This window comes from Xanthomonas sp. F4, from assembly GCF_011761895.1.
The window spans coordinates 569,989-582,084 of the sequence record NZ_JAASQX010000002.1 but is presented as its reverse complement, the minus strand read 5'-3'; the positions used below and the strand labels follow the sequence as shown (position 1 = coordinate 582,084).

The following is a 12,096-nucleotide window of genomic DNA, read 5'->3' as shown; positions in this document are numbered from 1 at the left end:
CGCGGTCGCATGGCGACTGCGCCGCCGTCGGGGTAGGGCGCTTATGTGCCCCCAGGCACTACGCATGCAGTTCTCATCGACGTGGCGCCGCATACGAAAAACTTCAACGCTGCCTGCGTCCGCCGTGACTGCAGCAATCCAGACGTCCGCGGGTCGCGCGCGGAATGCGCGACCAGCACACGCGACGCCCGCCAGTCGGGCGCCGCGCGTGTCGCTCAGCCGTGGCGTTGGCTCAGAACCATTCCAGCAGCGAGATGCCGACGCCGACGTAGGTGGCACGGTGGTTGTAGTCGATCATGCTCTCGCCGTAGCCGTCGAACACCTGCACATGGCCGCGCAGCAGGTTGCTGATCGGGAAGCCCCAGTCCAACTGCACCGCGCCGTGCGAACGGTCGCCGCCGCGCAGCGAGTGCCGCGCCATCAGCGCCACTTCGTGGCCGTTGCGGTTGTAGATCAGGGTCGCGTCGCCACGGCCCATGTAGTCCTCGATGTCCGGGTTGTTGTCCTGCTTGCGGCTCTCCGGGATGCGGTACCAGGGGCGCAGCACCAGCGCCCAGTTGTCGCGGTCCAGGCCGATGTTGAGCATCGCCCGGTTCCAACTGCGCGACAGCGGATCGCTGCGGCCGTTGGACTGGTGGGTCAGCTGGATGCCGGTCATCCGTCCCTTCCAGCCGAACAGGCTGTAGTTGTTGCGGAACACCAGCATCAGTTCCGGCTCGTAGTTGGTCTCGCGGAACGGGCGCGACTGCTCCGAGTTGTAGACCTGCCAGCGCGAGCTCTGGGTGTAGGCACCCCACAGGTCGCCGTTGTCACCGAAGATGTTCTCCACGATCTTGGTCTTGAAGCTCAGCTGGAACTTCGCCTCCACGCTGTCCAGCGGTTCGGCGGTGGTCACCGTGTTGACCGGGTTCGGCGAGGACGGCAGCTCGTTCTTCTTGCTGGTCCAGAACGCCGGCAGCAGGTATACCGGCTTGTAGGCGCGCAGCTGGAAGGTGCCCAGCTTGGAGTCCTTGGCCAGTTCCCAGCGGCTATCCAGCAGCGAACCCTTGCCGGCATTGGCGATGGTGCTGTCGTAGCGGTCCTGCTTGAAGATCGCGGCGGCGCGCTGGCGGGTGCGCTCGGCGACGCCGGCATCCTCCGGCACGCTGGCGTCCAGTTGCTGCTTCTGGCGTTCGCTGGCGACCTGCGCGGCGGCATCGGCCGCCTGCGGGTCGGCGGTCCGGCGCGACAGCGCCTGGTCGTAGCAGGCCAGGCGGGCGGCGTCGCTGGAGATGGCCACGCAGGCTTCCGGCGAGGCGGGAGTGGGCAGGACTTCCTGCGCATGTGCAAGCGGCACGGCCGCGATCGACAGCAGTAACAGGGGGCGGACCTGGCGGTGGGACATGCGGTTCTCGCTGCAACGGGCGGCGCGGGCGGGTGGTGCGCTGCCGGGGTGAATGGCCGGCAGCGAAAATACAGGAAGTGACGACAACAGGGTCATCACGCGTTCATGCTGTCGCCGCGACGCCGTCTTCAGGCAGGCGTCTTCAGAGCAGCCAGGCCACCGCGAACACCGCGAGCATCGCCAGCGCCAGGCCGAGCTTGGCGGCGGTGCCCAGCACGATCCCCAGCCAGGTGCCGACGCCGACCCGGGTCGCCTGGCGCAGTTCGCGGCCGTGCCAGTACTCCCCGGCCAGGGCGCCGACGAAGGGGCCGACGAACAGCCCGATCGGCATGAAGAACATGCCGGCGATCCCGCCCAGCACCGATCCCCACAGCGCCTTGCGACTGGCGCCGACGCGCTGCGCGCCGAACGCGGTGGCCAGCAGGTCGACCAGCAGCGACAGCGCGGTGAGCACGCCCAGCACGGTCAGCGTCGGCCAGCCGAGGCGTTGGAAGCCATCGGCCCAGGCCGCCAGCAGCATCCCGGCGAACATCAGCGGCGTGCCGGGCAGGGCCGGCAGCAGCACCCCCGCCAGCCCGACCAGCACCAACAGCCCGGCACACAGGTAATAGATGAACGCAGGGTCCACGTGGCTCACCGCGGGGGAGATTTGGGGGTTGACAGATGGGGTCTTTTTGCTGATTGCATTTTCATTTTGACCGGGGTAAGTTGCAGCCGCTGCGTTTGCAAAGGTCACCGTGAATCGTGGCCTGATGCGGTAGATCCATCGATCCGCTACATCGTTATACCTCGCTTCCTCCTTGCAACCAGCCGCCGCCCCCACGGCGTACCCACCCCTGAGACGAGTTCCAAGGAGTAAGTCCATCATGAACGGCAATCGCGAAAACGGCACCGTGAAGTGGTTCAACGATGCCAAGGGTTTCGGTTTCATCAGCCGCGAAAACGGCGAGGACGTGTTCGTGCACTTCCGGGCCATCCAGACCCAGGGCTTCAAGAGCCTGAAGGAAGGCCAGAAGGTCAGCTTCACCGTGGTGCAGGGCCAGAAGGGCCTGCAGGCCGACGCGGTGCAGCCCATCTGAGGATTGCCGCGCGATGTGGCGCGCAGCAAAAAGGCCCGCATTGCGGGCCTTTTTGCGTTTTCAGGGGATACCGGATCAGCGCGGCACGACGCGCCCGTTGACCACGCGCACGTAGGTGTTCTCGCGCACCCCGGCCAGGTCGCGCTGGTTGACCACGATCACCCGGCCATCGTCCATCTGCACGTGTACGTCGTAGGTGTCGCTGGTGACGTTCTTCTGGATCTGGTTGCCGGCGAGCGCGCCGGCTGCCGCGCCGGCCACGGCGGACACGTTCTGGTTGCCCTTGCTGCCGCCGGTGTGGTCGGAAATCTCGTGGCCGGCGACCGCGCCGACGATGCCGCCCAGGATCGCGCCGGTGGCCGATGGCGCCGTGCGCCCGGACGCCACGGTGTCGATGCGGGTGACGATGCCGCAGTCGGCGCAGCGCGTCTGGGTGTAACCACCGCGCGCCGGCTGGCTGTAGCCGCCGCCGTACCCGCCGCCATAGCCGGGGGACGTGGCGCAGCCTGCCAGCGCCAGGGTCGCCACGGCAGCGGTGGCCATCAATTGGATCTTCATGGGTGCTCTCCTCGAACAGTGATGGAGCGCGGCGGCAGCGCCGCGTTCGCACGCATCCTGTCCACCCCTGCGTGAATGCAACGCCAACCCTGGCGGGTGCCGTTCAGCCTCGCGGCGGCTGGCGTCAGCGCCAATTCATCCACACGCACGGGTGTGGATCAGCACAAAAACCGGCCCGCAGGCACCGAGAGGGGTAACGGCGGGACAGCCTGAGCATCTGCCGGCGGATGATGGGAACAGCACGATGCCACGTCGCCAGCAAGGCACACCGGGTTTTATCGACACGGGCCACGCCACTTTGGCGAAACCCGCATGACCGGTCGGTGCCGATCCCGCCGGAGCCTCAGCGGAAATCGCGATGGCAGGCGTCGCAGCGTTCGTCGATCTGCTGGCGTGCCTGCGCCAGCGCGGCGCAGTCGGCCGGCGGTTGTGCCAGCGCCGCGTCCACGCCGGTGCGTAGCGCATCGGCGTGCTCGCGAAAGCGGCTGTCGTCGGCCAGGTCGGGGAATGCCGTGCCCAGCTCGTCGCCGAGCAGGCGCAACGTGCGCAGCCGCGCCTGCGGCCCCGCGCCGCTGCATTGTCGATGCGCGGTGTCGCGTTCGAGCAGCGCCAGTTGCTTGCCCATGACCTGCATCAGGCTGCGCGGGAACGGATCCTGCCGCGCCTGCACCGCACGCAGTGCCATCACCGTCAGCACCAGGCCGAGCAGCAGCCCGGCCAGCAACACGAACAGATAGCGGGACGCGGAGGCGGGCGGAGGCGGCTTGGCCATGGCGGCATGCGCGGCGGGAAAGGAATCCCGATGGTACGCCTGCCGTCGCCTGCGCAGCCCAGCGGCGCAATCCCCAATCCCCAATCCCGGCTCCACCGGCAATCCCCTAAAATGGGCGCATGAACGAACAATGGCGCGAGCGCTTCGCCGGCATCGACCGGCTCTACGGGCAAGGCACGATCGAGCGGCTGGCGCACTGCCGGGTGGCGGTGGTGGGCATGGGCGGGGTCGGCTCGTGGGTCGTCGAGGCCTTGGCGCGCTCGGCGGTCGGGCATCTGACCCTGATCGACGCCGACGACATCTGTGTGTCCAACACCAACCGGCAGCTGCCGGCGCTGGCCGGGCAGTACGGACGCAACAAGGCGGTGGCGATGGCCGAGCGCTGCGTAGCGATCAATCCGCAGATCGAGGCGCTCGCGGTCGAAGCGTTCCTGACGCCGACCAACATCGCCGAACTGCTCGATGCCGGCTTCGACCTGGTGATCGACGCCTGCGACAGCTTCCGGGTCAAGGTCGAGACCATCGCCTGGTGCCGGCGGCGCAAGCTGCCGCTGCTGACGGTGGGCTCGGCCGGCGGACGCACCGATCCGACCCTGGTGCGGATCCGCGACGTGTCGCGCACCGAGCACGACGCGATGCTGGCGCTGATCCGCAAGAAGCTGCGCAGCGAATTCAACTTCCCCAAGAACCCGCAGCGCTACTTCGGCGTGCCGGCGGTGTACTCGCTGGAGAACGTGCGCTATCCGCAGGCCGACGGCAGCGTCTGCGGACTGCGCCCAGTGTTGGGTCCGGATGCCGCCTTGAACCTGGACTGCGGCGCCGGGCTGGGCGCCGCCACGCACATCACCGGGGCCTTCGCCTTCGCCGCGGTCGGCAAGGCGCTGGAGATGCTGTTGAAGCGCGCCGCGGCGCGCGAGGCGGCGGCCGCCTGACGCCTGCTAGGTCGGCGCCGTCGCGCCGGTCGCCAGGTTGCGCTCGGTGGCCGCCTGCAGGACGGCCAGCCGTTCCAGGTCCTGCGCCGGCTGCGGCCGGCCGAACAGGAAGCCCTGGAAGTGCCGGCAGCCCATCGCCGAGAGCATCTCGCACTGCTGCGCCTCCTCGATGCCTTCGGCGAGCGCGACCATGCCCATCACCTCGGAGATCTCCACGATCTTGGCCAGCAGGCGCCGCGAGGACTCGTCGGCCTTGGCGTCGTTGACGAACTGCCGGTCGATCTTGAGTTTGGTGACCGGCAAGGTCCGGAGCATCGCCAGCGACGAGAAGCCGGTGCCGAAGTCATCCAGCGCCCAGCCGATGCCGAATGCCTTGAGTTCGTGCATCTTGGTGCGCACTCCGGCGGTGTCCACGTACAGCGCCGACTCGGTCAGTTCGAATTCCAGCGATGCCGGCGCCACGCCCTCGCTGCTGATCACCTGCTTCACCGAGGCCACGAAGTTGGGATCGAGCAACTGCACCGGGCTGACGTTCACCGCCACCACCAGCGCATGCAGGTCCGGCTCCTGCGACCAGCGCCGCAGCGTGCGGCAGACCTGACGCAGCACTTCCAGCCCCACTTCGCGGATCAACTGGCTCTCTTCGGCCAGCGGGATGAACTTGTCCGGGGTCAGCAACCTGCCGCTGGGATGGCGCCAGCGCACCAGCGCCTCGGCGCCGAGCATGCGGCCGTTCGCGTTGACCTGCGGCTGGTACAGCACCTCGATCTCGCCGTTGCCGACCGCACGCGACAGTTCCCGCTCCAGCGAAATGCGCGCGTTCACGTCGTTGCGGTAGATGTGCAGGATCGCCGCCAGCAGGCCGGCGGCGCAGGCAAGGTTGGAGATCGCGCCGAGCCGGCGCATCCCCGGCGGCGGCGAGGACGCCGGCGCCAGCCAGTCCAGTTCGCCCGAGCCGAACGCGACGAAGGCGCCCAGGCAGGCCATCGGGAACACCAGTGCGCGGTAGCGGCGGCTGCGGTCGAACACGAACAGCGCGCCGGCCGCCAACGGCAGGAAGAAGGTGTGCACCGAGCGCGGCACCGTGCCGATCGGCGCGTCGATGATCGAGATCACCAGCACCACGACGAAGATGCCGTGCGCCACCAGTGACAGCGAGGCCTCGTCGCAATGGCGGCGACGGCCGAGCGCGAGCAGCCCGACCGCAGTCAGCCCGACGAAGGCGAATGCCAGTTCTGGCCGCCCGTAGTACAGGTAGCACACGGTCCAGAAGGTGCCGAGTGTGGTGCACGAGACCCCGGCCAGGGTCAGGGTGCTGCGCATCTTGCGGCTGCGATTGCTGTCGCGGAACTTCAGGGAGACCCAGCTTTCGCCGTTGGAGGCGTGTTTTTCCGAATTCGCGACGCTTTTCATCGTCTCAGCGCCCGCCTATGCGCCGTCGTCGCTCGCACCGGAACGTCGGCGAAGCACGCGATCGCACACGTGCGCCGCGCGCTGTGGAGAAGCGGGTAGGGGATGCGGCTTGCCGGTTGTTTCACGCCAGGAGGATCCGATCTGCCAGAACGCGTGCCATCGAGCCGGCCGCCGAGCCTTTGCTGAGAGCGAACGGGTTCACACTCCGGTGCCTGGCGGACAAAAGAGCCGCTCGCCGTTTCAGCGCGGTGCACAGTAGCAGAAGCAAGCGTGCCGAAACGCTATCGAAAGGCGACGTTCCGGCTGCTCAGTTCACAGTTTCGTGCGAAAGGTGCGCGGCAAGCGGATTTTCAGTGCGCTGGTGCGTCATGCGAGGGCGTTGGCCGCTCCGCGCGGTCCGCGATGGTGGTGGTTGCGGACGGCGGCGACACCGTGGCAAGGGCCGTCGACTGTCTGCGAGACAGTCCTGCGTCAGGCCGGATCGGTCGCGCCAGCGAGCGTGTCGGGCAAGCCGAACAGGCGTCGTGCATTGGCCGTGGTCTGTGCGGCGATGGAGGCGGCAGGTGCGTCGCGCAACTCGGCGATGGTGTCCAGCACCGTGCGCAGCCGCGCCGGTTCGTTGCGCTGGCCGCGGATCGACGCATCGGGCTGGTCCGGCGCATCGGTTTCCAGTAGCACCTGTTGCAACGGCACCGCGGCGGCCAGCCGGCGCAGGCGCTGCGCGCGTTCGTAGGTGACCGGCCCGCCGAGGCCGATCAGGAAATCCAGCGATTGCAACTGCGCGGCCTGTTCGGCGCTGCCGGCGAAACTGTGCACCACGCCACGCACGCGCCCGACCTTGCGGATCGCCAGGATCACCGCGTCCACCGCGCGCCTGGCGTGCACGATCACCGGCAGGTCGAACGCGCGCGCCAGCTGCAGTTGGCCGACGAAGTAACGTTCCTGCTCGGCTTCGTCCAATCCTTCGACGAAGAAGTCCAGGCCGCACTCGCCGATGGCGCAGGGACGCTCGCGTTCGATCCACTCGCCGAGCAACGGCAGGTGCTCGGGACGATGCTGGTCCAGAAACAGCGGATGCATGCCATACGCGGGATACAGGCCGGGGGCGGCCGCGCAGACCGCGCGCAGCTTGGGCCAGGACGCCGCGGTCACCGCCGGCACCACCTGCGCCCGCACGCCCGCCGCCTGCGCGCGTGCGATCACCGCGGCGCGGTCCGGGTCGAACTCCTCCGCATCCAGGTGGCAGTGGCTGTCGATCAGCTGCATGGCGCTCAGCGGCGCACGCGCTGCGCGGTGGAGGTCAGCGGTTCGGTGGCGGGCGCCGGCGTGCGGGTCTTCCAGTTGGCCAGCAGCAGGGTGCCCAGGCCGAACACGATCTCGTCGATGAAGGGCACCGGATCGGGCAGCAGCACGCTCAGTACGAACAGGCCGGCGGTGATCTTGAACAGCGTCGGGTAGCGCAATTTGCCCGCCCAGCGCAGCAGCGGATAGACGATCGGATTGGGCATGGCACGTTCTCCGGGGCAGCGGTGGAAACGCTAACAGCCTCGATATGGCGACGTTCCGGCGGCGTTACCAGCCGCGGCGCCGGCGCGTTGCTGAATAGGGAGCGGATTGGTTCAGCTTCCGCATGGTAATCACAGCACCGTAGACAACGCGGTCAGCCCGCAGGAGAGCACACATGAAAAGCACTACGACAACCGTTCTGGTCGCGGCTGGCGCCTTGCTGGTCGGCGGCGTCGCCACCGCGGCCTTCATGAACAATCGCGACAAACCGGTGGACGTCGCCAACAGCGACGTGCGCCCGGCCCTGGACAATACGCGCGGCGACAGCGCGCTGGACAACAGCGTCGGCGGCAAGCTGGAGTACGCCGACGTGGTGCGGGTCGACCCGATCACCCAGAAGCAGCAGCGCTACGCCGAAGTGATCGGCACCGAGCCGCTGCGCGAGACCTCCACCACCACGACGCCGCGCCAGGTGTGCAACGACGTGGTGGTGCAGGAGCGCTTGCCCGAGCGCGACGGCAACGTCGGCGGCACCGTGGTCGGCGCGCTGGTCGGCGGCCTGCTCGGCAACCAGGTCGGCCACGGCAATGGCCGCAAGGCCGCCACCGCGGCCGGCGCGGTGGCCGGCGGCTTCATCGGCAACCGCATCGACCAGAATCACGTCGGCGGCCGCGTGGTCGACCGCACCGAGCGCCAGTGCCACACCGAGAACAGCACCGCGCAGTCCTCGACCATCACCGGCTACAACGTGACCTATCGCAACGACGACGGCACCACCGGCACCATGCGCATGGACAGCAAGCCGGGCAACCGCATCGCCATGGGTTCGCAGGACGTGGTCAAGGGCTACGACGTGACCTACCGCTACGACGGCCAGGAAAAGACCGTGCGCATGGACGACCGCCCGAACAGCGACCGCTTGCCGGTGCTGGACGGTCGCCTGGTCACCCAGACCGCCTCGGCCGGCGACACCGCCGTCAGCCAGCGCTGAGTCGCAGTTTGGATGCACCCCCGAAGGCCGGCGCTTGCGTCGGCCTTCGTCTATCTGGAGGCGGCGGCGCGGGCGGGGCCGATACAATGCGGTTTTCGCCGTGGACACCGCCATGCCCCTGCCTTGCGACGATCTGTTCGACGTAGCCGCGCTGCTCAGCGAGGAGGAGCGTGCGATCCAGCAGGCGGTGGCGCGCTTCGTCGATGCCAAGGTGCTGCCGGTGATCGGCGATGCCTTCGACCAGGCGCGGTTCCCGCGCGAACTGGTGCCGGAACTGGCGCAACTGGGACTGCTCGGCGCCAGCCTGCCGGCCGGGCAGGGCGGCGGCGGCCTCAACGCGGTCTGCTACGGCCTGATCTGCCAGGAACTGGAGCGCGGCGACAGCGGCCTGCGCAGCTTCGTCAGCGTGCAATCCTCGCTGTGCATGTATCCGATCCACGCCTACGGCAGCGAGGCGCAACGCCAGCGCTGGCTGCCGGCGATGGCCGCCGGCACCGCGATCGGCTGCTTCGGCCTGACCGAATCCCAGGGCGGCTCCGACCCGGCGGCGATGCAGACCCGCGCGGTGCGCGACGGCGACGGCTGGCGCCTGAGCGGCAGCAAGATGTGGATCACCAACGGCAGCATCGCCGACGTGGCGATCGTGTGGGCGCAGACCGAGGACGGCATCCAGGGCTTCCTGGTCGAGGCCGGCACCCCGGGCTTCGGCACCCAGGACATCGCGCACAAGATGAGCCTGCGCGCCTCGGTGACCTCGGCGCTGTTCTTCGATGAGGTGCGCCTGCCCGACAGCCAGCGCCTGCCCGGTGTGCGCGGGCTGAAAGGACCGCTGGGCTGCCTGACCCAGGCCCGCTACGGCATCAGTTGGGGCGCGATCGGCGCGGCCATCGCCTGCCTGCGCGAGGCGCTGGCCTACGCTGGCGAGCGCATGCTGTTCGGGCGGCCGCTGGCGGCGACCCAGAGCGCGCAGATCAAGCTCGCCGACATGGCGCGGCGCATCGCCACCGCGCAGTTGCTGGCGCTGCAACTGGGCCGGCTCAAGGATGCCGGCACGCTGCAGCCGGCGCAGGTGTCGCTGGCCAAGTGGAACAACGTGCGCATGGCCCTGGACATCGCCCGCGAGTGCCGCGACCTGCTGGGCGGTGCCGGCATCACCACCGACTACGGCGCGATCCGGCATGCGCTGAACCTGGAATCGGTGATCACCTACGAGGGCACCGAGACCGTGCACCAACTGGTGGTCGGCCGCGAACTGACCGGCATCAATGCGTTTTGAACCCATGGCCCGCGCGCGGCGTGGGCCCGTTTTGCAGGAGAAGCGACGATGAGTGTCTTCGATGTGCGCGTGGAAACCGAGCGCCTGTTGCTGCGTCCGCCGACCGCCGAGGATTTCGCGGCGTTCTGCGCATTTTCCGCCGATGCGCAGACCATGCATCACCTCGGCGGCGTGCAGGCGCCGTCGGTCGTCTGGCGCGGCCTGGCGACGATGGTCGGCAGCTGGCAGTTGCAGGGCTTTGCGATGTTCTCGGTGATCGAGAAGCGCAGCGGGCAATGGATCGGCCGGGTCGGTCCCTGGCAGCCGCACGGCTGGCCGGGCACGGAGGTCGGTTGGGGCATCGCGCGTGCGTACTGGGGCCACGGCTATGCGCCGGAGGCGGCCGCGGCGTCGATCGACTGGGCGTTCGCGCAGTTGGGCTGGAGCGAGGTGATCCATGTGATCGCACCGGACAACGCCAACTCCAAGGCGGTGGCGGGCAAGCTCGGTTCGCAGTATCTGCGTCCCGGGCAATTGCCGGAGCCGCTGCCGCAGGAGCCGATCGAGGTTTGGGGCCAGTCGCGCGCGCAATGGCAGGCGCGGCGCTGACCCGCGGCCGCGGCGGAGCGTCGTCCGGGGGCCGAGGCCCCGCTCTTGCGAATCCCCATTCCCGACTCCCCAATCCCGATCCCGCAAGCAAGGAGCGGCACATGGCATCCGAACGTTTCCCCCTGACCGTGTACGGCATGGCGCTGTCCGGCAATTGCTACAAGGTGCGGCTGTTGCTGGAGCAGCTCGGCTGCGCCTACCGTTGGGTGGAGATCGACAGCGCCAACGGCCAGACCCGCACCCCGGCGTTCCTTGCCAGGAATCCCAACGGCAAGGTGCCGCTGCTGGAGCGCGAGGACGGGCGCGTGCTCGCCGAATCCAATGCCATCCTGTGCTGGCTGGCCGAGGGCACCGGGTATCTGCCCGCCGATTCCTGGCAGCGCGCGCAGGCGCTGAGCTGGCTGTTCTTCGAGCAGTACAGCCACGAACCCTACGTGGCGGTGGCGCGCTTCGTCTGCGGCTGGACGCCGCCCGACTCGCTGCGCCGCGCGGAATTGCCGCGCCTGCGCGAGGGCGCGACGCGGGCGCTGGCGGTGATGGAGCAGCACCTGCAGACGCAGGCCTGGTTCACCGGCCCGGCCTACGGCATCGCCGACATCACGCTGTTCGCCTACACCCACTGCGCCGGCGATGCCGGCATCGTGCTGGCGCACTATCCGGCGCTGTGCGACTGGCTGCAGCGGGTGCGCGCGACGCCGGGTTTCGTGGCGCTGCCGGAGTTGCCGGACGATGTGCGCGCGCGTCTGGCGCTGAGCGGAACGCAGGCGGCGTTCACCTGACTGCCGCGCGCTGGCGGCTAGCCTGCAGGTCCATTCGGTCAGGAGCAATGCCATGAGCCAGTACCGCATCGCCGTCTTCGTCGGCAGCCTGCGCAAGGAGTCGTTCAACCGGCGCCTGGCGCACGCGCTGGAGCGACTCGCCGGCGACCGTGCCAGTTTCGAGTACGTCGAGATCGGCGACCTGCCGCTGTACAATCAGGACCACGACCACGACTACCCGGCGCAGGGCCGGCGCCTGAAGACGCAGGTCAGCAACGCCGACGCGGTGCTGTTCGTGACCCCCGAATACAACCGCTCCATCCCCGGCGTGCTCAAGAACGCCATCGACCTGGGCTCGCGGCCGTATGGCGAGAGCGCCTTCGCCGGCAAGCCGGCGGCGGTGTGCGGGACCTCGCCGGGGGCGATCGGCACGGCGATGGCGCAGCAGCACCTGCGCAACGTGCTGGCCTATCTGGACATGCCGGTGTTGGGCCAGCCGGAGATCTTTCTGCAGTTCAAGGAAGGCCTGATCGCCGAGGACGGCACCATCGACGACGAGCGCACGCGCAAATTCCTCGCCGGCTTCGTCGACAAGTTCATCGCCTGGATCGACGAACTGCAGGCCTGAGTGCTGCCGCGGCATGTGCCGTCGGTGGTGCACGGGTAGGGCAGGGCGAGCCTTGTGCGGCGGGGCATCGGCGAGGTTCTCAACCGCTTGTCCCCAGACTTGTCCCCAGCCCCGGCGCGCGGCGGCGACGCTCGCGGCGCCACCCTGGGGACATGCCCTAGCCGCAGCCGGGCGCGGCGACTAAAATCGGCGCCCGGGCCGCGGTGAGGCC

At 68.9% G+C, this 12,096-nt stretch carries 14 protein-coding genes; 7 read left to right on the top strand and 7 right to left on the bottom strand.

Going from position 1 to position 12,096, the window contains the following annotated elements:
• Positions 1-232 precede the first annotated feature (232 nt).
• Complete coding sequence (locus FHR66_RS10445; RefSeq protein ID WP_160969448.1) at positions 233-1,384, bottom strand: phospholipase A; 1,152 nt, start codon at positions 1,382-1,384, stop codon at positions 233-235.
• 142 nt (positions 1,385-1,526) lie between these two features.
• Complete coding sequence (locus FHR66_RS10440; RefSeq protein WP_160969447.1) at positions 1,527-2,012, bottom strand: DUF456 domain-containing protein; 486 nt, start codon at positions 2,010-2,012, stop codon at positions 1,527-1,529.
• A gap of 235 nt (positions 2,013-2,247) precedes the next feature.
• On the opposite strand from FHR66_RS10440, the gene FHR66_RS10435 reads away from it, so the two are divergent.
• A complete protein-coding gene (locus tag FHR66_RS10435; protein ID WP_048491346.1) occupies positions 2,248-2,463 on the top strand; it encodes a cold-shock protein in 216 nt (71 codons plus the stop codon).
• A gap of 75 nt (positions 2,464-2,538) precedes the next feature.
• On the opposite strand, the gene FHR66_RS10430 is transcribed toward FHR66_RS10435, so the two are convergent.
• Together FHR66_RS10430 and FHR66_RS10425 are read right to left on the bottom strand one after the other, a co-directional pair.
• Positions 2,539-3,021, bottom strand: a complete 483-nt coding sequence (locus tag FHR66_RS10430) for a glycine zipper 2TM domain-containing protein (RefSeq protein ID WP_160969445.1) — start codon at positions 3,019-3,021, stop codon at positions 2,539-2,541.
• 343 nt (positions 3,022-3,364) lie between these two features.
• Positions 3,365-3,793 carry a hypothetical protein gene (locus FHR66_RS10425; RefSeq protein ID WP_160969443.1) on the bottom strand — a complete coding sequence of 143 codons (429 nt, stop codon included), beginning with the start codon at positions 3,791-3,793 and terminating at the stop codon, positions 3,365-3,367.
• A 119-nt stretch (positions 3,794-3,912) separates the two neighbouring features.
• Between FHR66_RS10425 and FHR66_RS10420 the strand changes: the two genes are divergently transcribed.
• On the top strand, positions 3,913-4,725 hold the full coding sequence (locus tag FHR66_RS10420) for a tRNA threonylcarbamoyladenosine dehydratase (RefSeq protein ID WP_160969441.1): 813 nt from the start codon (positions 3,913-3,915) through the stop codon (positions 4,723-4,725).
• A gap of 6 nt (positions 4,726-4,731) precedes the next feature.
• Here the strand turns inward: FHR66_RS10420 and FHR66_RS10415 are convergent, their stop codons facing one another.
• The 3 genes from FHR66_RS10415 to FHR66_RS10405 all read right to left on the bottom strand — a co-directional run bounded on the left by FHR66_RS10415 (position 4,732) and on the right by FHR66_RS10405 (position 7,646).
• Complete coding sequence (locus tag FHR66_RS10415) at positions 4,732-6,138, bottom strand: putative bifunctional diguanylate cyclase/phosphodiesterase (protein WP_160969439.1); 1,407 nt, start codon at positions 6,136-6,138, stop codon at positions 4,732-4,734.
• 471 nt (positions 6,139-6,609) lie between these two features.
• Positions 6,610-7,404 carry a TatD family hydrolase gene (locus tag FHR66_RS10410; RefSeq protein WP_160969437.1) on the bottom strand — a complete coding sequence of 265 codons (795 nt, stop codon included), beginning with the start codon at positions 7,402-7,404 and terminating at the stop codon, positions 6,610-6,612.
• A gap of 5 nt (positions 7,405-7,409) precedes the next feature.
• Positions 7,410-7,646 carry a DUF6116 family protein gene (locus FHR66_RS10405; protein WP_048491350.1) on the bottom strand — a complete coding sequence of 79 codons (237 nt, stop codon included), beginning with the start codon at positions 7,644-7,646 and terminating at the stop codon, positions 7,410-7,412.
• 173 nt (positions 7,647-7,819) lie between these two features.
• Between FHR66_RS10405 and FHR66_RS10400 the strand changes: the two genes are divergently transcribed.
• From FHR66_RS10400 to FHR66_RS10380, 5 genes are all read left to right on the top strand, one after another.
• Complete coding sequence (locus FHR66_RS10400; protein ID WP_160969435.1) at positions 7,820-8,635, top strand: glycine zipper 2TM domain-containing protein; 816 nt, start codon at positions 7,820-7,822, stop codon at positions 8,633-8,635.
• A gap of 112 nt (positions 8,636-8,747) precedes the next feature.
• On the top strand, positions 8,748-9,911 hold the full coding sequence (locus FHR66_RS10395) for an acyl-CoA dehydrogenase family protein (RefSeq protein ID WP_160969433.1): 1,164 nt from the start codon (positions 8,748-8,750) through the stop codon (positions 9,909-9,911).
• A gap of 48 nt (positions 9,912-9,959) precedes the next feature.
• Positions 9,960-10,499 (top strand): GNAT family N-acetyltransferase, encoded by a 540-nt coding sequence (locus tag FHR66_RS10390; RefSeq protein WP_160969431.1) that lies wholly within the window; start codon positions 9,960-9,962, stop codon positions 10,497-10,499.
• 101 nt (positions 10,500-10,600) lie between these two features.
• A complete protein-coding gene (locus FHR66_RS10385; protein WP_160969429.1) occupies positions 10,601-11,278 on the top strand; it encodes a glutathione S-transferase family protein in 678 nt (225 codons plus the stop codon).
• A gap of 52 nt (positions 11,279-11,330) precedes the next feature.
• Positions 11,331-11,885, top strand: coding sequence for an NADPH-dependent FMN reductase (locus tag FHR66_RS10380; RefSeq protein ID WP_160969427.1), 555 nt, complete (start codon positions 11,331-11,333; stop codon positions 11,883-11,885).
• Positions 11,886-12,096 lie beyond the last annotated feature (211 nt).

Excerpts from the sequence above, each read along its gene's own strand:
- FHR66_RS10445 (WP_160969448.1), bottom strand. The coding sequence starts at position 1,384 with ATGTCCCACCGCCAGGTCCGCCCCCTGTTACTGCTGTCGATCGCGGCC.
- FHR66_RS10430 (WP_160969445.1), bottom strand. The coding sequence starts at position 3,021 with ATGAAGATCCAATTGATGGCCACCGCTGCCGTGGCGACCCTGGCGCTG.
- FHR66_RS10425 (WP_160969443.1), bottom strand. The coding sequence starts at position 3,793 with ATGGCCAAGCCGCCTCCGCCCGCCTCCGCGTCCCGCTATCTGTTCGTG.
- FHR66_RS10420 (WP_160969441.1), top strand. The coding sequence starts at position 3,913 with ATGAACGAACAATGGCGCGAGCGCTTCGCCGGCATCGACCGGCTCTAC.
- FHR66_RS10415 (WP_160969439.1), bottom strand. The coding sequence starts at position 6,138 with ATGAAAAGCGTCGCGAATTCGGAAAAACACGCCTCCAACGGCGAAAGC.
- FHR66_RS10410 (WP_160969437.1), bottom strand. The coding sequence starts at position 7,404 with ATGCAGCTGATCGACAGCCACTGCCACCTGGATGCGGAGGAGTTCGAC.
- FHR66_RS10405 (WP_048491350.1), bottom strand. The coding sequence starts at position 7,646 with ATGCCCAATCCGATCGTCTATCCGCTGCTGCGCTGGGCGGGCAAATTG.
- FHR66_RS10400 (WP_160969435.1), top strand. The coding sequence starts at position 7,820 with ATGAAAAGCACTACGACAACCGTTCTGGTCGCGGCTGGCGCCTTGCTG.
- FHR66_RS10395 (WP_160969433.1), top strand. The coding sequence starts at position 8,748 with ATGCCCCTGCCTTGCGACGATCTGTTCGACGTAGCCGCGCTGCTCAGC.
- FHR66_RS10390 (WP_160969431.1), top strand. The coding sequence starts at position 9,960 with ATGAGTGTCTTCGATGTGCGCGTGGAAACCGAGCGCCTGTTGCTGCGT.
- FHR66_RS10385 (WP_160969429.1), top strand. The coding sequence starts at position 10,601 with ATGGCATCCGAACGTTTCCCCCTGACCGTGTACGGCATGGCGCTGTCC.
- FHR66_RS10380 (WP_160969427.1), top strand. The coding sequence starts at position 11,331 with ATGAGCCAGTACCGCATCGCCGTCTTCGTCGGCAGCCTGCGCAAGGAG.